This is a genomic window from Psychrobacter sp. PG1, from assembly GCF_014897815.1.
In the GTDB taxonomy this organism is placed as follows: Bacteria; Pseudomonadota; Gammaproteobacteria; order Pseudomonadales; family Moraxellaceae; genus Psychrobacter.
The window spans coordinates 375,184-396,307 of record NZ_JABUZG010000084.1 but is presented as its reverse complement, the minus strand read 5'-3'; the positions used below and the strand labels follow the sequence as shown (position 1 = coordinate 396,307).

General features: G+C 44.0%; 17 protein-coding genes and 1 tRNA gene. 14 read left to right on the top strand and 4 right to left on the bottom strand.

Annotated elements, in window-relative coordinates; all coding sequences use genetic code 11:
• Position 1 precedes the first annotated feature (1 nt).
• Positions 2-271, top strand: coding sequence for a hypothetical protein (locus INT03_RS14765; RefSeq protein WP_060490674.1), 270 nt, complete (start codon positions 2-4; stop codon positions 269-271).
• Between the two features lie 32 nt (positions 272-303).
• The gene (locus INT03_RS14760; RefSeq protein WP_193009511.1) at positions 304-1,431 is read left to right on the top strand and encodes a ribonuclease Z; all 1,128 of its coding nucleotides are present in this window, start codon (positions 304-306) and stop codon (positions 1,429-1,431) included.
• A 38-nt stretch (positions 1,432-1,469) separates the two neighbouring features.
• On the opposite strand, the gene INT03_RS14755 is transcribed toward INT03_RS14760, so the two are convergent.
• The gene (locus tag INT03_RS14755) at positions 1,470-2,432 is read right to left on the bottom strand and encodes an ATP-binding protein (RefSeq protein ID WP_193009510.1); all 963 of its coding nucleotides are present in this window, start codon (positions 2,430-2,432) and stop codon (positions 1,470-1,472) included.
• 69 nt (positions 2,433-2,501) lie between these two features.
• Here INT03_RS14755 and INT03_RS14750 point away from each other — a divergent pair, with 69 nt between their 5' ends.
• A complete protein-coding gene (locus INT03_RS14750; protein WP_193009509.1) occupies positions 2,502-3,515 on the top strand; it encodes a serine/threonine-protein kinase in 1,014 nt (337 codons plus the stop codon).
• Between the two features lie 124 nt (positions 3,516-3,639).
• Here INT03_RS14750 and INT03_RS14745 read toward each other — a convergent pair.
• The 3 genes from INT03_RS14745 to INT03_RS14735 form a co-directional block, all read right to left on the bottom strand.
• Positions 3,640-3,724, bottom strand: a tRNA-Leu gene (locus tag INT03_RS14745).
• A gap of 215 nt (positions 3,725-3,939) precedes the next feature.
• Positions 3,940-5,772 (bottom strand): sigma 54-interacting transcriptional regulator, encoded by a 1,833-nt coding sequence (locus INT03_RS14740; RefSeq protein ID WP_193009508.1) that lies wholly within the window; start codon positions 5,770-5,772, stop codon positions 3,940-3,942.
• 83 nt (positions 5,773-5,855) lie between these two features.
• Positions 5,856-7,271: a two-component system sensor histidine kinase NtrB gene (locus INT03_RS14735; protein ID WP_193009507.1), complete on the bottom strand. Its 1,416-nt coding sequence runs from the start codon at positions 7,269-7,271 to the stop codon at positions 5,856-5,858.
• Between the two features lie 135 nt (positions 7,272-7,406).
• On the opposite strand from INT03_RS14735, the gene rimO reads away from it, so the two are divergent.
• The 11 genes from rimO (at position 7,407) to lpxA (ending at position 20,973) form a co-directional block, all read left to right on the top strand.
• Positions 7,407-9,011 (top strand): 30S ribosomal protein S12 methylthiotransferase RimO, encoded by a 1,605-nt coding sequence (gene rimO, locus INT03_RS14730; RefSeq protein ID WP_193009506.1) that lies wholly within the window; start codon positions 7,407-7,409, stop codon positions 9,009-9,011.
• Between the two features lie 228 nt (positions 9,012-9,239).
• On the top strand, positions 9,240-9,965 hold the full coding sequence (gene pyrH / locus INT03_RS14725; RefSeq protein WP_045444979.1) for a UMP kinase: 726 nt from the start codon (positions 9,240-9,242) through the stop codon (positions 9,963-9,965).
• 171 nt (positions 9,966-10,136) lie between these two features.
• A complete protein-coding gene (frr, locus tag INT03_RS14720) occupies positions 10,137-10,691 on the top strand; it encodes a ribosome recycling factor (RefSeq protein WP_045444983.1) in 555 nt (184 codons plus the stop codon).
• A 288-nt stretch (positions 10,692-10,979) separates the two neighbouring features.
• Positions 10,980-11,738, top strand: a complete 759-nt coding sequence (gene uppS, locus INT03_RS14715; protein WP_087814627.1) for a polyprenyl diphosphate synthase — start codon at positions 10,980-10,982, stop codon at positions 11,736-11,738.
• Positions 11,739-11,939: 201 nt separating this feature from the next.
• Positions 11,940-12,749, top strand: coding sequence for a phosphatidate cytidylyltransferase (locus INT03_RS14710; RefSeq protein ID WP_193009505.1), 810 nt, complete (start codon positions 11,940-11,942; stop codon positions 12,747-12,749).
• Between the two features lie 153 nt (positions 12,750-12,902).
• Complete coding sequence (ispC, locus tag INT03_RS14705) at positions 12,903-14,111, top strand: 1-deoxy-D-xylulose-5-phosphate reductoisomerase (protein WP_193009504.1); 1,209 nt, start codon at positions 12,903-12,905, stop codon at positions 14,109-14,111.
• 72 nt (positions 14,112-14,183) lie between these two features.
• Entirely contained in the window at positions 14,184-15,560 is a 1,377-nt protein-coding gene (gene rseP, locus INT03_RS14700; protein ID WP_193009503.1) for an RIP metalloprotease RseP, read from the top strand.
• Positions 15,561-15,822: 262 nt separating this feature from the next.
• Positions 15,823-18,246 carry an outer membrane protein assembly factor BamA gene (gene bamA / locus INT03_RS14695; RefSeq protein ID WP_193009502.1) on the top strand — a complete coding sequence of 808 codons (2,424 nt, stop codon included), beginning with the start codon at positions 15,823-15,825 and terminating at the stop codon, positions 18,244-18,246.
• A gap of 146 nt (positions 18,247-18,392) precedes the next feature.
• Entirely contained in the window at positions 18,393-19,409 is a 1,017-nt protein-coding gene (lpxD, locus tag INT03_RS14690; RefSeq protein WP_193009501.1) for a UDP-3-O-(3-hydroxymyristoyl)glucosamine N-acyltransferase, read from the top strand.
• Between the two features lie 72 nt (positions 19,410-19,481).
• Entirely contained in the window at positions 19,482-19,991 is a 510-nt protein-coding gene (gene fabZ / locus INT03_RS14685) for a 3-hydroxyacyl-ACP dehydratase FabZ (protein WP_045444990.1), read from the top strand.
• Between the two features lie 202 nt (positions 19,992-20,193).
• Positions 20,194-20,973 carry an acyl-ACP--UDP-N-acetylglucosamine O-acyltransferase gene (lpxA, locus tag INT03_RS14680; RefSeq protein ID WP_060490688.1) on the top strand — a complete coding sequence of 260 codons (780 nt, stop codon included), beginning with the start codon at positions 20,194-20,196 and terminating at the stop codon, positions 20,971-20,973.
• Positions 20,974-21,124: the final 151 nt, after the last annotated feature.

The following is a 21,124-nucleotide window of genomic DNA, read 5'->3' as shown; positions in this document are numbered from 1 at the left end:
AATGACAGACTTAAATAAATCGCATAACAAGCATACTGATGTTGATACTGGCATTGCTGCTAAGCCAGCGCTTGATACTACTGCTGACAATGTGAACCATCAGCAGGTATCTATTAAAGCATGGTCACAAAAATTGCTCGTGGTTATATTGTGTGTGGCCAGCTTTTATGGCGGCTGGAAATCTTATGAGTCCAATATGGTCAGTGAATGTACGGCCAATGGTGGGCAGATGGTTGCAGCGCAAAAAACCATGATGTGCCAATTGTCATAGCAGATAAGTATCATGTGTAAGAGAGGTAATCTATGTTGAAGCTGACTTTTTTGGGTACCTCTGCTGGTGTGCCAACCAAACAGCGTAATGTGACCGCACTGGCGATTGAATGCTTGAATCCTTATTTATCTGGCGCACAGCAAGGCAATCAACCACAGAATGCCAATCAAAATAAAAAATCGCGTCCATGGCTACTGATAGATTGCGGTGAAGGCACGCAGCAGCAGCTATTGCATACCAAGCTTTCTTTGCATCAGCTCCAAGCGATTTGTATTACCCATGTGCATGGCGATCATTGCTATGGGTTACCAGGGTTGTTGGCGAGTGCCGCCATGTCAGGACGCCGTGAGCCGCTGACCCTCATTGCTCCAAAAGCAATCGCGACATTGCTTGAAGCCATTACCTTAACCACGGAATTGTATTTACCCTTTGCTCTTAATTTTATAGCGATTGAAGAGGTGCTATCTGAGCAAAGTGATACAAACAAGGTGAATATCCTATTAAGCGACCAGCATCAGCTTGATATTGATATCACGCTGCTATCACATCGGGTTGCTTCTCATGCATTTGGTATCACGCAGACTATCCATCATCGCACGCTTGATACGGATAAACTGCTGGCGCAAGGTATTCCTGCAAGCGCACTATGGGGTAAATTGCAGCAAGGTCACGATGTCATCACTGAAGAGGGGCAGCAATTATGTGCAGGTGATTATGTCAATGATGACCTGTCACGAACGCGAGTAGTGGTGGCTGGTGATAACGATACGCCAGCGTGTCTCACTGCGGCGTTGGTTGATACGGATTTATTGGTGCATGAAGCAACATATACGCATGAGGTGTTGACTAAAATTCAAGGCAAAAATCCAGAGTTTGATCCAATGCATAGTAGTGCGCAATCGGTGGCGGGTTTTGTAGAAAAAAGTGGCGTAAATAATCTAATTTTGACTCACTTCAGCGCTCGTTATCAAAGCTTTGATAATCCTAATAGCAAGACACCAAATATGGCATACATTCGCTTGGATGCTGAGAGCGTTTACAAAGGTAATCTATGGTTAGCCGCAGATTTTGACCAATATATAGTCAATGGTGCAGCTGAATTGGTAGATAAACCTGATAATAACCACGTGCAGTATCTAGGCTCTGCACGCGGTCGTTAAGCACTGAGTGTCATCATAAAAATAACTTTTAATGAAGCTTACGATGGACTGTCTTCAGCTGCTAATCGTGTCTGTCCTATCCAGTAGCGGCTAAACTGATAAGCCACTCGTCCTGAACGTCCACCGCGCTCTGATGCCCAACGTAGCGCTGCTGCTCTAACGTTATCAGGTAGCGTCTTATTATTTTCTTTATTATTACTTTCTTTAACGTCATTTGCATTATCTAGATGGCGGTTTGGCGAAAGTGATAAATAATGGCGCACGATGTGTAAATAGGTATTTTGATCCATTGGATGAAAGGACAACCAAAGCCCAAAGCGATCAGACAGCGATACCGTCTCATCAATGGTTTCATAAGGATTAACCTCATCGGTTTGACCATTATAAATATTGACATTGTCTTTCATTAGCTGGGGCAATAGATGACGGCGATTACTGGTCGCATAAACCAATAACTTGTCTTGCTCCGAATCTAGCGAGCCGTCCAATACGCTTTTCAATGTCCGATAACTTTCATCTTGACCGTTAAACGCCAAGTCATCACAGTACACCACATAGTGACAACCACACTTGGTCGGCAGTGCATTAATGGCGGCGCGTATCTTATCAAGCACGCGCAGGTCATCACGGGCAATTTCAATAATGCGCAGTCCCTCACTATGATAGGCTTGTAGCAATGCCCGAATCAGCGATGATTTGCCAGCACCACGTGTCCCTGTCATTAAGACATGATTGGCAGGATAGCCCTTTAGAAATTGCCGTGTGTTTTGTACCAGTTTTGCCTTTTGGGTATCGATACCGTGCAAATCATCTAAACTTAAAAATAAGTTCACTGCCAATGGCTCCAAATGTCCATTATGACCACCGACCCAGCGATAGGCGAGCTGTGCAGGGTCAATCTCGATAGTTGGCGTGACTTGCTCTTGTAGATACTGTCCGAGTAAATCCAATAAATGGTCGGGTAGGGCGTAATTCGTAACAGGCTTAGTGGATTGGGGCATAATACTCAGTCGCTCATAAAAATTAAAATGACGTTCGGCATACTAGCTATATAGAGGTATCACTTTACCATGAAAAATAGTGCCAGTAATTCCTCTAATGCAAAAGCGTGTGCAAAACAAGCATTACAAATGCAAGCGCAGCAAATGTTGCCAACATTGACTACGTTATTCTCAAGCTTGAATTATAGCGAGATTTCGCATCAGCGCATCAGCCAGCAAGCTCAGAATAACGAGAATGACTTTCAAGGCTTGACGCGTGCCCAGCATCCACAATTTGGTCGAGTGATGATTAAATGGCAGTTAACGGCTGCTAGCAATCAAAATTTGGCTGGCTTAACCCATGAAATCGGTGTTCTAAAATCTATCAATAATTTATCAGCCAATCAAAATAGATTTCAAGACAGTCTTTTTGCTATTGCTCCGCCAATGCTCGCTTATGAAACTCTAAGGGTACAGGTACTAGATCAGTTTTCGCAGCTGACGATACTCACCATGCCATATTATCCCAGTGGTAGCTTAGCAACTCAGCTTAATGTTCGAAATCATTCGTTATTAAATTCTCAACGAAAGCATCATTTTATGGTGCAATCTGCGCACCTTATCGCCACTCTACATAGCGCTGGCTGGCTACACAATGATATTAAGCCTAGCAATATTTTGCTAGATGATTTTTTGCCAAATCATGTGGATGATAGCTGTATCAAGGCTGATTTATTGTTAACCGATTTTGCCTTAGCAGAATGTCTTAACGCCCCAATTTTGGCAAGTCCTGCTGGTACACCTGCGTATCTTGCCCCTGAACGCTGGCAGGGACAGAGTGCAACAGTACAAAGTGATATCTATGCGTTCGGTATCATGATGGTTGAAATACTAACAGGCAAGCGACCGTTTCAGATAAGTGCTAACAGTAATGACAAATTAAAAGCATGGGCGATTCAGCATTACCAACAGCCTATTCCAACCTTGCCGTTAAAATATAGTCACTATCAAGGTATCATTAATAAAGCATTGGCAAAGCGGGTGGAGAGAAGGTATCGGAGTATGGAGCAGATACTTTTAGATTTAGAAAATATTGCCAGGTAATGGCTCTACGAAAATAAATCGGAAAATATAAATCCACCACACTCTAAATACAAAAAGAACAGACACAAAAAAACCTGCTAAAAAGCAGGCTTTGATATTTGGTCAAAGATGTACTATCCGAAAATGGTGGGGCTGGAGAGACTCGAACTCTCACACCTTGCGGCGCCAGAACCTAAATCTGGTGCGTCTACCAATTCCGCCACAGCCCCATTTTCCGTTACTCTATCATTATTAGCGTTTAAACTCAAACACAATATAGACAGTTAACTGATTCGGTAGTGCGTCTCAGTGGTTGGCTATTATATAGAGTTTGAAACGTTTGGCAACCCCTATTTGCAATTATTTTTGAATATTTATCATTTATTTTCACTTATATTTATAAGTTATTGATATTAATGATATTTAGTCTTATGAATTTGCGCCTTTAATAACGATTATTTTGTCCTTCTTCTGAAGAAATATCTAATTGCTGTAATTTACGTGTCAGGGTATTGCGCCCCCAACCGAGTAAATTAGCAGCAGCGATCTTTTTGCCACCACTATGGTTGAGCGCTGCCGTCAATAAAACGCGTTCAAACTCAGGGGTTGCCGTCTGCAAGATATCGGTTTCTCCTGTTTGTAGAGATTGCTTAGCCCAAACAGCCAGCGCTTGCTGCCAACTGGTAATGTTAGAGGTCAGCTGACTTTGTGTAATATGGTTTTGGTTATTTGTATCCTCACTATACAAGTCTTGTTCTAGATGTGGCTCTAGGTTAGATGGGATGTTTTCTAGCAGCTCTGGTGGCAAATCATCCACCATCACGGTGTCGCCTGTGGCCATTACGGTCAACCAAAGGCAGACATTCTCAAGTTGGCGGACATTGCCACGCCACTCAAAAGCCTGCATGATGTGTAGCGCTGTCGGATGTAACTGTTTCTCTGCACTATTCATCTGTTCAGCAGCGCGCTGCATAAAGTAATGGGCTAATGCTGGAATGTCTTCAGGTCGTGTCCGTAATGGCGGCAGGGGCAAGCGAATTACATTGAGGCGATAAAACAGATCTTCACGGAATTTGCCTTGTTTGACCAGTTCTTCTAAGTTTTGATGAGTAGCGGCAATGATGCGTACATTCACTTTGACCGGCTGCTGTCCACCGACGCGAAAAAACTCACCATTGGCCAGTACTCGTAGCAGCCGAGTTTGGGTACTATAAGGCATATCGCCAATTTCATCTAGAAATAATGTTCCACCATCCGCTTGCTCAAAACGCCCTTGTCGCGTCGTCGTCGCACCAGTAAACGCTCCTTTTTCGTGACCAAATAATTCAGATTCAATCAAATCATGTGGAATGGCGGCCATATTGAGGGCAATAAAAGGTTGCTGGTGACGCGGTGAATGCTGGTGCAACGCACTGGCGACCAATTCTTTACCCGTACCTGATTCACCAGTAATCAAGACAGTAATGGGTGAGTGTGCCAGTCTGCCAATGGCACGAAACACCGTCTGCATCGCTTGTGATTGCCCAATGATGCCACTTGGATTGTCATTAACGCTGATGACCGGTTTAACTTTGATTTTAGGGCTGGATGTTTTATTGGTTTTGCTGACCAGAGTAGCCTTGTTAGCAAGCTTGGGTCTGGTATCAGGTTTTACCTGCATATTGGGTAAAGTATTTGATGGATTTTTGGTAATGGTCTTCGGAGCAGGTTCAGCTGTTGAGTTTGCTACCGCCGCTGCCAACATATTGGGTTGATAATTAATGGCTTTATAAATCGTGACGACTGCATCATCTAAGTCAAAAGGTTTTGGCAGATATTCAAAAGCACCTGTTTGATAGCTATTAATAGCAGAGGTGAGGTCGGAATGCGCCGTCATAATGACAATGGGAAGCTTAGGGAAATGCTCATGTACCCAATCACTAAAAGACAACCCGTCCATCATGGGCATACGAATATCAGTCAATATCACATCGGGCAACTGAGCGGCTGATTCCTGCTGTTGCAAAATATCGTTGAGGCGTGTCCACGCCGCTTGCGCTTGGGTAAAGCTAATAACGTTTAAGCCTGCATCTTCAAAAGTATCTGCCAATACCAAACGCAGGGCTGCATCGTCATCGATAAGCCATAACGTTGCAGGGTTAGCATCGGGCGCATTATTGACCGTTACTTTTGTAGCTTGATTATCAGGTTCTCGTTTATCAGACTCTTGATTGTCTGATGTTTGGGCAGAGCCTTGATTGTCGCTGTTAGATGTGGCGTGGTCATTATATGCAGTCATTTATCAGGCCTAATAAGCAAGTGATTCAGGGTGATTGTTTCATAGGTTAGGTCATGGTTTCTAAGCCTTGGGTGCTGGCTGTTTTAAGCATGGTGCGCTGGCTGATTGAAAGGCAAGTACAGCGTAAAACTGGTGTGTTGATGGTTATGATTATTTTTGACACTGTCGTTAAGGTTTTTTGATTGCTGGGAGCTTACGTCAATCATACCATGGTGATGACTGATGATATCTTGCACGATAGACAATCCTAGCCCCGTCCCTGCGGCACGGCTGGTCACCATTGGGAAAAATATCTGTCCGATCAATGCTGGATCAATGCCTGAACCGTTATCGGCAATATTGATTTGTAGCACTCGCTTGTGCTGTTGCCCAGCAATGGTATGTTGAAAGGCAATGCGGGTTTGAATGTGCAGCGTTGGCTTATAACTGGCGCTGTCGTTATTGCTCATTTGTGAAGTGACAGGTTGTTGCGCCTTAGGCTCGGACAACTCTCTTTGCTGCAGCGTTTGCTCAAACTCAGTCATCGATTCACAGGCATTATTAATCAGATTTAAAAACACCTGTATTAGCTGATCTTTATCAGCGCATAACTCAGGCAGTGACAAATCATAATCGCGCTGTAGCGTCACTTGCGGATATTGATTGACGACCAAAGATAAAACATGCTCCAGTGGCTCATGGATATTTAGCGTTTGCCAATTTGGTAATTGATTGGAGCCAAGGAATTTCCCAATAAGGTGGGTTAGACGATCCGTTTCTGAAATAATAATATCAGTATAATTACGCAGTTTTTCAGCCGTTTTTTGCAGATGGCTATTTGGGTTTACCATAGGGTTTGTACCAATAATAGCAGGAGGAGCACTATTAAGAGGCGAGGTGTCACTGAATTTGATGAATTGCCGCTGTAATAATTGCGCCGCCCCGCGAATACCAGCAAGCGGATTTTTGATTTCATGAGCGACCGAGCGCAGCATATGACGGGCAACATTATATTGCTGCTGTTGGCGTTGCTCCTCTGATATACGACTTTGGCGATCCTTGCCCCACATCTCAATAATAAAATAAGGTTGCTGCTCATAAATGACAGGGGTCACGCTATAATCAACTGAGAATGATAAATTACCATTTAGCGGTGTGCTGATAAGGTGATCATGATCGATAAAGGGTTGTTGATACTGCTTTGCTTGCTGAAATCGTTCTTTTAAAGAGCAAGTTTGTTCATGAGTATCTTCACCACTACTTTTATCGACAGTTACATGGTTGTCAATGTCATGGTTGCTATCGGCTGATTTCAACGCTTTGGATGCTTCGGATGCAAGCAGGGTCAATATAGACTGACCCAGTAAGCGTCCACTACTAATAGCGAGTAGTTGTTCGGCTTGGGCATTTAGCCAAGTGATCGATAAATCATCATTGATCCATAAAATAGCGGTGAACAAATGCTGTGACATAAATGCTAAGTCAGGTGTCGGTTTTACAGTTGTCAAATGGGTTGTCATGGCTATTGCCTAGAATAAAAGAAGACGCGATATAATATTTAACCATAAATCAACACTATAGAGCGGCAAAACTGGCGATTTTTGCAAAAAAAACGTACAATGCGCACAGCCAATTTATCTCTAGCAAGGTCAGCCATGCCCAACACTTCTACCGAGTCGGTTAATACGACTGTTACTACTTCACCGTCAACTTCTACACCAACAGATCCTATGTTAAAAGACACTGTCACCGTTTTTAATCCTGCCAAACCAAATATAGCACAAGACAATCAGGCAGATGTTAGTCAAGCAAACACTAACCAACCTTACCATCATAAAGCCAACCACAATCAAAACCGTAGTGTAGCCCAAAGTAGTGATGTAATGACTGCCAATGCGACTGCTACGATGCCAGTTAGTGCAGCGCCAAAGATTGGATTTGTGTCACTAGGTTGCCCAAAAGCCTTGGTCGATAGTGAGCGCATTATCACTGAGCTTAGCCGTGATGGTTATCAAGTGGCGAGCGATTATGAAGGCGCTGATTTAGTGGTGGTCAATACCTGTGGCTTTATCGAGTCTGCGGTACAAGAGTCGCTTGATGCCATCGGCGAAGCGATTAGCAAAAACGGTAAAGTAATCGTTACTGGTTGCTTGGGTAAAGAAGCGGACAAAATCCGTGAAATGCACCCAGCCGTGCTAGCTGTAACTGGCGCTCATGCTTATGATGAAGTCATTAGAGCCGTTTCGCTGCATGTGCCCAAGCCTGACCGCAGTCAGGACGCTGGTTATGATCCAAAGATAGATTTGATTAATGAAGCGGGTATCAAATTGACGCCAAGCCATTATGCTTATCTAAAAATATCAGAAGGTTGCAACCATCGTTGTACTTTCTGCATCATTCCAAGCTTACGTGGAGACTTGGTTTCACGTCCGATTGACAGTGTGATGAATGAAGCGCTGGCGCTGAAAAATGCTGGCGTGAAAGAATTGCTTATTATTTCGCAAGATACCTCTGCTTATGGACTGGATTTGAAATATAAGACCAGTTTTTGGAACGGTATGCCGCTGAAGTCGAAGTTTTATGACTTGTGCCAAGCCTTAAATGATTTAGGCATTTGGGTGCGCTTGCATTATGTCTATCCATATCCGCATGTCGATAAAGTGGTTGAGCTAATGGGCGAGAAGAAGCTACTGCCTTATCTCGATATTCCGTTCCAACATGCTAGCCATCGCATCCTAAAAGCGATGAAACGCCCAGCGCATAGCGAAAACACCTTGGCGCGTATCCATGCATGGCGTGAGATTTGCCCTGATATCGTCATTCGCTCAACCTTCGTTGTGGGCTTCCCTGGCGAGACAGAAGAAGATTTCCAATGCTTGCTCGATTGGTTAGTAGAAGCTCGCCTTGATCGTGTTGGCGCGTTTACCTATTCAGAAGTCGAAGGCGCAGTGGCTAATGACCTGCCAAATCATGTGCCAGAAGAGATTAAGCAAGAGCGCTATGAGCGTTTGATGACGCTGCAACAAGACATCTCAGCGCAAAAGCTACAAGAGAAAGTCGGTAAAACCTTGATGGTATTGGTCGACGAAATTGATAGTGAAGAGGGCGTTGCGATTTGTCGTAGCTATGCTGACGCACCAGAGATTGACGGTCATGTCTATGTCGATGAGATTACCGCTCAAGTTAAAGTCGGACAATTCCTAACGGTCACGATTGATGACGCTAGCGAATATGATTTGTTTGCCAGTTACAAATGCTAAGCAGTCACTGTAGCTGATTAGTCACTACAATATACGAGTGAAAATTGCCCAATCGCGGGCAGTTTTTGCTACAATTAGCGCAATTTAGCCTTTTTACACGTTTGTCATCAGTTGCGGTGCTTGCTACATAGTACCTCGGTGATGACACTTCGAGTAAATTCGAAGGCAAACTCTATTTGTGTTTTACCGCTCATTTTAATTATAATTTAATGCTAACAAGGTGACCTCATGTCTGACAAAAACCCGCGTTACTCTCGTATCTTGCTGAAACTCTCTGGTGAAGCCTTAGCTGGTGGCAAAGAGATGGGAATTGATAGCGAAGTGCTCGATAAGATGAGCTTGTCTATCGCCCATTTGCGTGGTCTTGGTGTTCAAGTCGGTATCGTGGTCGGCGGCGGTAACTTATATCGCGGCGCGCAGTTGCAACAAGAAGGCTTAGTCGGTCGTGTGACTGGTGATCAAATGGGTATGTTAGCAACCGTTATGAACGGTCTGGCGATGCGTGATGCGCTTGAGCGCCGCAATATTAAAACCCGCCTGATGTCAGCCTTGCCAATTGGTGAAGTGACCGAAAGCTATAGCAGTCGCAATGCCATTCGCTATCTCAAAAATGGCGAAGTATGTATCTTTGTTGCTGGTACGGGCAACCCTTTCTTTACCACTGATACGGCTGCTTGCTTACGCGGTATCGAGATCGAAGCTGGCTTGATTTTAAAAGCCACCAAAGTTGATGGCGTTTATGACAAAGACCCAAGCTTACATGACGATGCAGTTAAATATGATGGTTTAACTTTTGATGAAGTATTAGAGCAAAAACTTGGCGTGATGGATTTAACTGCCATTGCCTTATGCCGTGAGCACAACGTGCCGCTACAAGTGTTTGATATGACCAAGCCTAATGCATTATTAAACGTCATTATGGGCGAAAATGAAGGCACACGCGTTTATCACTGATTTGCCTGAATACTTTAAACGCTCTGAACGCCCTAAATATTAATACGAGAATACCAGTCATTAAACTTAGATTGGTCGTTAATAACTACAGTCGCTAATAATTAATAGTGAACACCCGTATATTTACTAACAAATGAATGATTTATCGATAGCGATAAATAAGGATATCTAATGATCAAAGAGATTAAGCAAGACGGCGAAGCGCGCATGCAAAAAACACTGGAAGCGCTTGAGAGCACTTTTAGCAAAGTCCGTACAGGGCGCGCACATCCGGGTATGTTGTCAGGCGTGATGGTTAGCTACTATGGGTCGCCTACACCTTTGAATCAAGTGGCGAGTGTCAACGTTGAAGACTCACGTACGCTCATGGTTCAGCCATTCGAGCGTACCATGGTACAAGCAATTGACAAGGCCATTCGCGAAGCAGATTTGGGTCTCAACCCAGTGACCGCCGATGTGATTCGTGTGCCAATGCCTGCATTGACAGAAGAGACACGCCGCGATATGCAAAAGCTTGCGCGTGGAGAAGCAGAAAGTAGCCGTGTTTCTATCCGTAATATTCGCCGTGACATGATGAATGACATCAAAGAATTGGCCAAAGAAAAAGAGATCTCAGAAGACGACGAGCGCCGCGCGAGTGATGATATTCAAAAAATCACTGACAAGTATATCGAAACCATCGATAAACGTTTGAGCAAAAAAGAAACTGACTTGATGGACGTGTAAAGCACTGGTTTTTCGATCATTTTAGAAAAAATCCGTTATGTCATATCCTTATAATAAGCAGCCAATTTGTCAGTACTATTGGCTGCTTATTATTGTGTAGATGGTACCGATAATAGCGTCAATGTTATATCAATCGGATACAGTCTGTATTTTATAAGCGTTATCTTGCAAACTAAATCACGCCCATAGATAGGTTTATGATAAGTTTGTGAATTATGGTTATGACGCTTTCTAATCGTTATCGCAGCCGTTATTATTATTTTACCTTAACAATAAGCACTTTCGCCTATGTCCACTTCAGCCGTTTTGGCTCCTGATCTTCTTCCACGCCATATCGCTATCATCATGGATGGCAATAATCGTTATGGTAAAGCCAATGATTTGGGCAAAGGCCAAGGGCATGTGGCTGGCAAAGATGCACTCGATCCTATCGTCGAGTATTGCGTCAATACGGGTATCGAGGTATTAACGGTATTTGCATTTTCTAGTGAGAATTGGCAACGCCCGCCCAGTGAGGTGGCACTACTTATGCAACTGTTAGCTTCGACTATTCACGAGCAAATACCACGCATGAATGAGTATCGTATTCGTCTGCGTTTTATTGGTGACCGCAGTCAGCTGAGTGATGATTTGCAAGCATTAATGGCGGACGCTGAAGCGAAAACAGCAGACTTTGAAGCCATGACTCTAGTTATCGCTATCAGTTATGGTGGGCAATGGGATATTGCCCATGCGGCAAAACAGCTGGCGCAGCAAGTAGAGGCTGGTCAGTTACGTGCTGATGATATTAATAAAGAATTGCTCGGTAACTATGTGCAATTAGCAGATGCACCAGCAGTAGATATGCTGATACGCACGGGCGGTGAATACCGAATTTCTAACTTTTTATTGTGGCAGTCAGCCTATGCTGAACTATTCTTTACCCAGACATTATGGCCGAATTTTGCAGCTGATGAGTTGGCAGCAATGGTAAAAGAGTTCGCTCAGCGGCAGCGCCGTTTTGGCAAAACCAGTGAGCAGATAGTGATAGAGCAAGCAAGTCGTTAATGGTGTTAAGCATTTGCCTGTTATTTTGTAAAGGAAAACGCTCTTACAAAGCCGCTATCGTATAAGTAGTTAATATTGCTTGTTTGTGAAATAATAAACCGCGTCAATAAGCGTCAACTGCTATTAGTGGGCTATTGTAGATTAGCTGCTATAATGCACGTTTTGACCATGCGTTTTTCATTATTATAAGGCTCAATAAGTATGTGGCAACGAATTAAGACGGCAGTTGTTCTCGTTATTATCGTTGGTATTGCAATGTTTGCGAGCCAAACCCCTGTTTTATTTGCACCGCTATTAGCGATTGGCGTTATTATCGCCGCTCACGAATGGACTAAGCTGATGCCTAAGTGGCGTCATCCTGCGCTGTTTGTGCTATTGGTTTTGGTGTTGACCCTAGTATCACTCATGTTTAAAGTGACATGGTTATTTTGGTGGGTGGCTTCACTGGCTATATGGCTAATGGCGCTGTCTTGGGTGCGAGTGTTCCCGACTCATACCAATTGGTATGGCAAAAAACTGGCATTGATGGGTGCGGTGATATTGACCGCATCGATTACGGCGATGTTTTATTTGTGGCAATTGTCAGCATGGTGGTTGCTCTATGTGTTCCTCTTAGTCTGGTGTGCAGATAGTGGCGCTTATTTTGTGGGGCGTAAGCTTGGTCGCCGAAAGATGGCACCGAACGTCTCACCCAATAAAAGTATGGAAGGGCTGGCTGGTGGTTTGGTCACTGGTCTGCTCGTGGTTATTGCCATCAGTGTATTTAAGTTGCAATTGACAGGTGTGCCGTTAGTTGCATTTGTAGCATTATCAGCCTTGACTATTTTAGCCTCGGTACTTGGTGATTTATTTGAGTCGATGCTTAAGCGCCGCGCTGATGTCAAAGATTCAGGAACGATTTTACCGGGGCATGGCGGCGTGCTTGACCGTATCGACTCACTGCTCTCTGCCACACCGATATTTGCGCTTGGTTTTTGGGCGATACAGCAGTTAGGTTTGATAGTGGTTTAGGACTGAAAAAATAATTCATAGACGATGATACGCCCTAATTATAGTAGTTGAGATGAGTGACTAATCAATACACTGGATATCGTCCATCTCTTATTTATCAGACGTTTTGTCGATTTCTTATTTAGTTTTTTAGAGTATCATTTACAGGCACCGATGGTTATGACGCAACGCATCGCCGTACTAGGCGCGACAGGTTCGATTGGCGATAGCACGTTAGCAATATTAGCGGCGCAACCACAGCTTTACACGGTCTACGCTCTGTCAGGCTATCACCTTTTAGACAAACTGTTTGCACTTTGCCAGCAGTTTTTGCCAAAGCGCGTTAGCGTACCGACCGCCGCAGTCGATGATTTTTCCCAGCGACTCCGTGCGGCAGGTCTTGACATCGATGTGGTAGGCGGCGAAGCAGGGCTGGTCGATATTGCCACTGATTCGCAGACGGATACCGTTGTCGCTGCGATCGTAGGCGCAGCTGGTCTGCCTTCTACTTTAGCCGCTGCTCGTGCAGGTAAGCGTATTTTACTAGCGAATAAAGAAGCGCTGGTGATGGCAGGGCAAGTGATGATTACTGCCGTCAAAACGCATAACGCTACTTTGCTGCCGCTTGACTCTGAGCACAATGCTATTTTTCAGTGTTTACCACTGGCTATTCAGCAGGACAATACCCAAATTCATCAGCCAAACCACGGCGTGCGTAAGCTATGGTTAACGGCCTCTGGTGGGCCGTTTTTGCAAAAATCGTTTGCGCAGATGCAGCACGCGAACGTCGCTGAAGCGGTCAAACATCCAAATTGGTCAATGGGTCAAAAGATATCCGTCGATTCAGCAACGATGATGAATAAAGGGCTTGAGCTGATTGAAGCTTGTCATTTGTTTGATTTGCCTGAAAATAAGATAAATGTGGTGATTCATCCACAAAGTATCATTCACTCAATGGTAGAATATAGCGATGGTAGCTTTTTGGCGCAGCTTGGCAGTCCAGATATGAAAACGCCCATTGCCCATGCGCTCAGTTACCCTGACCGTATCGATAGCGGCTCGCAGCCACTGGATTTATATGCGCTCAGCGGCTTGGAGTTTATTGAGCCTGATTTGCAAAAATTTGCGTGTTTGCGTTTGGCAAGACAGGCGATGCAAGCAGGCACGCAAGCGACGATTGTTTTAAATGCGGCCAACGAAATTGCCGTGGCGGCGTTTTTGGCTGGGAAAATTCGCCTGACTGACATTGCTGATATCAACGAACAGGCTTTGAATGACATACAGCTGCCACCGGTAAACGAAATGGCTGACATAGAAGATATTCTGGCAATTGATAATATAGCACGTCACCTTACGGACAAACTTGTGGCAAAGTTGATGTAAATGTATCAACAGCTGCGTCGTTAAAAAATGATGTTAATAAAAGATGCTAAGAAACTATACTGAGAAAAGATCATGACGTTTTTATTAACGCTCCTTGCGGCAATATTTGTCTTAGGTCCGCTCATTGCCTTACATGAGTGGGGGCACTATATCGTCGCTCGTCTTTGCGGCGTTAAAGTATTGACCTATTCTATTGGTTTTGGTCCCAAAATCTTTGGCTGGACGAGCAAAAAAAGTGGTATTGATTATCGTATTTCGGCCCTGCCACTTGGTGGTTATGTCAAAATGCTCGATGAGCGTGAAGGCGAGGTAGCAAAAGCTGAGCAACATCTGGCATTTAATCGTCAGCATCCGCTCAAAAAGATTGCGATTGTTGCGGCTGGCCCTATCATGAATTTTGTCATTGCTATTGCGCTGTTTTGGGTGTTGTTTATGACGTCATCGGAGCAGCTGGCGACCAAGATTGGGCAGGTATTACCTGATACGCCTGCTGCCATGGCACAGCTGCCAGTTGGCGACAAAATCGTTGCGATTGACGGTCATGAGGTACAAACGTGGGAAGGCATCAACTATCGCCTTGCTGGACGGATGGGTGAGACAGATAATGTTAGTATTACTTTGCAATCAGAGACACAAGCTGATAATGCGATCAAAACTTATCAAGCGCCCGTAACTCAGTTTATGCAAGGCAGCGCGCAAGGTAAAGATGCATTGACCAGCTTTGGTATGCTGCCATGGCAACCAGATATTGCACCGATAGTAGGTGATTTGACCCCTGATGGTGCCGCCAGTCGCCAAGGTCTAAAAGTAGGCGATCGTATTATTGCTATCAATGATCAACAAATTAAAGATTGGATCAGTGCCACTCGTATCATCCGCGATAGTCCTGAAACCCTGCTTAATTTCACAGTATTGCGTGATGGTAATCCTGTACAAATTCAGATTATGCCGCAAGGCAAAAAAGACAATTTGGGTAACGATTATGGGCAAATTGGTGCTATGGTGGCACAGTCCGAAATAGTTATTCCTGACGCTTATAAGACTACCGTGGTTTATGGCCCTGGTGAGTCACTGGTAAAGTCATTTGAAAAGACAGAACAGTTAGCCGTCATGACGGTAAGCTCGATGGGCAAGATGCTGTCTGGCATGATTGGTTTAGACAATTTGTCAGGGCCGATTACAATCGCCAAAGTGGCCAAACAGAGTTTTGATATTAGTTGGCAGATGGTATTATCGACGGCAGCTTTGATTAGTTTGAGTCTTGCTGTACTAAATCTTTTGCCCATTCCTGTATTGGATGGCGGTCATATTGTATATTATCTTATTGAATTGATTCGTGGTAAGCCACTCTCAGAAGTGGTGCAAATGATTGGACTAAATATCGGTTTACTCTTGCTGGCAGGTTTCATGGTGTTAGCAATTGGTAATGATATCAGTCGGCTGTTTTGACTATTGAATCGCTAATATGATCGATAAGGCACGAGATACTAATGGTTTTACGCCTATCATGGACTGATTATTGCCATAATAGGTAGCAGGCTTTGTATCTTGGCCTCTGTACTAATCGTAATTTTTAGTTTATTTTGTGATGCATTTTATATAAAGTGTTCTGAGTCTCCCGCGTGTGAGCTTAAATTTCATGCGAAATGGGCTAGACAATATGGGCTTTTTAACTTAACTTAAGCAAGTTTTTTATTGACGGATAGTGTTTATGCGTACGCCTTTATTTATGAGCGCGGCAGGGTTGCCGTTAGTTGTAGCGATGATGAGTATGCCAGTGCAGGCTGCAGAATTTGTAGTCACTGACATCGGTTTCAATGGTTTGCAACGTCTAACCCCCGATAGCCTCTATCCGGTTCTGCCTATTTCGGTAGGGGATACGGTGAATGACAGTAGTTTGGCAGCCAGTATTAAGGCGCTCTATGCGACCGAAAATTTTGCTGATATTCAAAGCCGTGTCGAAGGTGGACAGCTACGGTTTGATGTCGTTGAGCGCCCAACGATTGCTGAAGTCAATTTTGAGGGCAATAAGCTCATTCCAAAAGAAGGGCTAGAGCAAGGGCTAGACAATGCTGGTCTGTCTGTCGGTAATGTGCTGAAACAAGCCACGCTACAAGGCGTCGCCAATGAACTACAGCAGCAATATATCAGCCAAGGCTATTACAACAGCAATATCGAGGTTGATCAAACGTTACTTGATGGCAATCGCGTCAAGCTCGATGTGCGTTTTGTTGAAGGCAAACCTGCCAAAGTGGTCGATATTAATATCATTGGCAATAAACACTTTAGTGATGAAGAAATCAAAGACGTTTTTGCAGTAAAAGAGTCTTCGTGGACACGTCTGCTGTCAAAGTCTGATCGTTATGCCAAAGAAAAACTGGCTGCCAGTTTAGAGAATCTAAAAGCGCTTTACCAAAACGATGGTTATGTGCGTTTTGCAGTAGATAATGCGGTGCTCAACATCAGTGAAGATAAGAGCAGCGTGTTTATCGAAGTGAGTCTAAGCGAAGGCGAACAATATCAGTTTGGCGAAGTGAATTTCTTAGGTAAGCCGACTTTTGAGAACAATGAACTAACAGAGTTGGTAACTTTTGCACCCAATGAAAAGTACTCGCAAGCCAAGCTCGATGAAACCACCGCGGCACTTAAGAGTCGTTACGGTAATGAAGGCTATTATTTGGCGCAGGTGAGACCAGTACCACGTATCAATGACGAGACCAAAGTAGTGGATATCGATTATTTCATCGACCCTGCACGTCCTATTTACGTTCGTCGTATTAATTTTACTGGTAACATCAAAACTCAAGACGAAGTACTGCGCCGAGAAATGCGTCAATTAGAAGGCGCATTGGCAACTAGTGACAAAATCCAGTTGTCACGGACACGCCTGATGCGTACAGGCTTCTTTAAAGCTGTCAACGTTGATGTCAAGCCCGTACCGAATCAACCAGACCAAGTAGACATCAATTATACGGTTGAAGAGCAGCCTTCTGGTAGCTCAACGATTGCCGCGGGTTACTCACAAAGCGGCGGTGTGACTTTCCAGTTAGATCTAACACAAAACAACTTTATGGGTACAGGTAACCGTGTGAAAGCGGCACTATCACGCTCAGAAACCCGTGATTCTTATAGTTTGGGTTATACCGATCCGTACTTTACCGAAAACGGCGTCTCACAAGGTCTTAGTGCCTATTATCGTGAAACGAAATACGATGATAGAAACGTCAGTAACTATGTCACCGATTCTTATGGTGCGACGCTGAACTACAGTTATCCTGTTGATGAAACCAAACGCGTTAGTGCGGGCTTGAACGTTGATAATACGTCAGTACGTGGTGGTCGTTTCTTGGGTGTATCAAACGTTCAGCAAATTATTGATGATGGCGGTACGTTTGAGAACTTTGTCAATGATGAAAATGAGGCTTCTGGACGCACAGGCTTCAAAAATGATTACAATACTTATAACCTACTATTTGGCTGGGACTATAGCACCTTAGATCGTCCAGTGTTCCCGACCAAAGGTATGAGCCATACGGTCGATGCTACCATTGGCTTGGGTGATACCAACTATCAAAAACTTGTTTATAGCGGCAACATCTATTATCCCTTCTACAAAGACTGGGTAGCACGCGGTTATACTAAGCTTGGCTATGGTAATGATTTGCCATTTTATGAAAACTTTTATGCTGGGGGCTATGGCTCTGTACGTGGTTATGAGGCCTCAACCCTTGGGCCAAAATCACAAACGTATTATGATGCTATAAATGATGATGTGCGTTACAAAGACGAAGACATCGGTGGTAATGCGCTAGTCAGCTTCGGTAGTGAGCTAATTTTGCCAATGCCGTTTAAGGGCGATTGGGCAGATCAAGTGCGTCCAGTATTGTTTGCTGAAGGCGGTCAAGTATTTGATACGACTGATAAGGAAGATCGTACTTTTATCAATCCTAATGACGGTACTGATACGGGCGTACCACTGTTGACGCAAGACAATAGTATGCGCTTTAGTGCGGGTGCAGGTATAACCTGGTATACGCCAATTGGTCCAATTTCATTAAGTTATGCTGTACCTATTGGTGATAAAGAAGGCGATGAAACTGAAAAAGTTCAGTTCCAGATTGGTAATACGTTCTAACGTAGCATGATTGTTTGCGTTCATGCCGTTAACCATAGCAGTTACTTGAATGAACGCAGCATCTGTTAGATATTAGTAGATCGCCAAGGTGATTGTTCAGCTTGGCGATTGTCTTATTCATAATAATATTTATATTAATAGTAACTATGATAACGATTGAGCAACTTATCACTCGGATTGAGCAGCGTCAGCCCATCACCAATAAGGCTGAAATCAGCGCTGAACAGTTACGTCAAAAATTCAGCAGTATTGGTAGTTTGACCACGGCTGGTCATAATCAGTTAAGCTTTTTGGCCGATTCTCATTATATTTCTAGTCTGGCTATCAGCGAGGCAGGGGCTGTATTGGTTACTGCAGAATATCGCGACCAAGTGCCCGCCACAGCGATAGCGTTAGTCGTCGCAAGCCCATACTTAGCTTATGCTGGTGCTAGCCAGTTGTTTGCTCGTGAGTCACTGTCTGGTGGTATTCATCCTAGCGCTGTGATTGCTGATAGTGCTGTCATTGGTGAGCAGGTGAATATCGGACCTTTTTGTGTGATAGCCGATTATGTGCAAATTGGTGCGCGTAGCTCACTTGCGGCGCATGTGGTGATCGAAGAAAATACGACTATTGGTACTGACGGCGTTATTAAATCACAAGTGGTGATCGGGCATGATTGTGTCATTGGTGATCATGTGAGGTTACACGCGGGTGTCAGTGTGGGTGCAGAAGGCTTTGGTTTTGCACCAACCAAAGATCCTAGTACCAGTGGCTGGGAGCGTATTGCTCAGTTAGGACGGGTCGTAATTGGCAACCATGTGCGAATTGGTAGTCAAACTTGCATTGACCGAGGTGCCATTGATGATACTATCATTGGCAATCACGTTATTATTGATAATTTGGTACAAGTTGCTCATAACGTGCGTATCGGTGATGGCACAGCCATCGCGGCTCAAACGGGTATTGCAGGCAGCACTAGTATCGGCAAGCGCTGTATTATTGGCGGTGCGGTCGGTATCACAGGTCATATTGAGATTACAGATGATGTCACTTTATCTGGGATGACCATGGTAACCAAATCTATCAAAACCGCTGGTTCATACTCCTCTGGAACGGCTGCTATGCCGACCGCTAACTGGCGACGGGCAGCTGTACGCTTCCGTCAGCTTGGGCGTGATTAGCGAAAATATCAATGCATATATACAAACACAGTAAAATCATAGCGATTTGAAACATAGCAAGGAAGCACCATTATGAGCAGCACCGATATCGATATTTTGAATGATAAAGAAATGAAAAGCTTAGCTGAGCAAGGTCTTACGCTGCCATTAACTTATCATACGTTAAAGCATTATTTGCCACACCGTTATCCTTTTCTTTTAGTAGATAAGATTATTGATTGCACACCTGGTGAGTGCATTACGGGTATTAAGAATGTGACTATCAATGAAGAGTTTTTCAATGGTCATTTTCCTGATGAGCCGATTATGCCAGGGGTACTTATGGTTGAGTGCATGGCTCAGGTCTCAGGCGTGCTCGGATTTATCAGTGCCGGTCTGACCGCAGAAGATGGTTATTTATATCTGTTTGCAGGTGTTGATAAAGTCCGTTTTAAACGTCGAGTGATTCCTGGTGATCAGCTGACTATTCGTGCTAAAACAGTGATGCAGAAGCGCGGTATTTATAAATTTGACTGTACTGTACATGTTGACGATGAGTTAGCTGCCAGTGCGCAAATAATGATTGCTCGCCAAGAACAATAACGTTTACTAATAGCCATTGTGCCTCGTAGCTGACCTAATTCTTTAAACAAAGCGTCTAAAGAATTAGGTCAAAGCGGGTCATAAGCATTATAATTGACACTCGCATTTAACAGCAGAGCCATGCTTAGGTTTTCTCATAAAACTAAATTGGCTGTATTTGTTTTACCATTTACTCGCATCAGATCATACAAAGGCCCACATTATGAGTCAGATCCATCCAACAGCACTCATCTCACCGTCCGCCCAAATTGATGAGACTGCTATCATTGGTCCGTATTGTATCGTCGGTGATGAGGTCACTATTGGCGCTCACACGGTTCTGCATCGCCATGTAGTTGTTACCAAATTGACTCGTATTGGTCAACACAATGAGTTTTATCAATTTGCGAGCATTGGCGAAGATCCTCAGGATTTAAAGTATGCTGGTGAGCGTACTTGGCTTGAGATTGGCGATCATAATACCATTCGAGAAGCCTGTAGTTTACACCGTGGTACTGCACAAGATAGTGAGCTCACTAAAATAGGCAGCCATAATCTACTGATGGTGAACACTCATGTGGCTCATGATTGTGTGATTGGCGATCATAATGTATTGGCCAACAATGTTGGCGTTGCAGGGCATGTGACTATTGGTAATCACACGATCATTGGCGGTAATTCAGGTATTCATCAGTTTTGTACGGTTGATGACTATAGCTTGATTGGAGGCGCAAGTCTGATCCTAAAAGATGTAGCAGCCTTTACCATGGTATCTGGCAATCCAGCAACGACTCATGGTCTCAATGTGGAAGGCATGCGTCGTAAAGGATGGTCAAAAGAGACAATTGAGGTATTGCGTCAAGCTTATCGTATGATTTTTAGATCTGGTCTGACGACCGTGCAAGCGCTTGAAGTTTTGAATAATGAGCTGCTACCAAAAGAGCCGAAAATCCAGTTGCTCATTGATTCACTACAAAAAAGCCGTCGTGGTGTGGTGCGCTAGAACGGCGATTGGCTTTTGCTGAAAATCATATATAGTATGCCTTTTTTAATTAGCCAAACTCTTGTCAGTTATAGATGAAATTACCAGAAGCCATAACCAATTGTTATGGCTTTTTATGTTTATGAGCGCTTGACTTTTTTGGTGGCTTAGC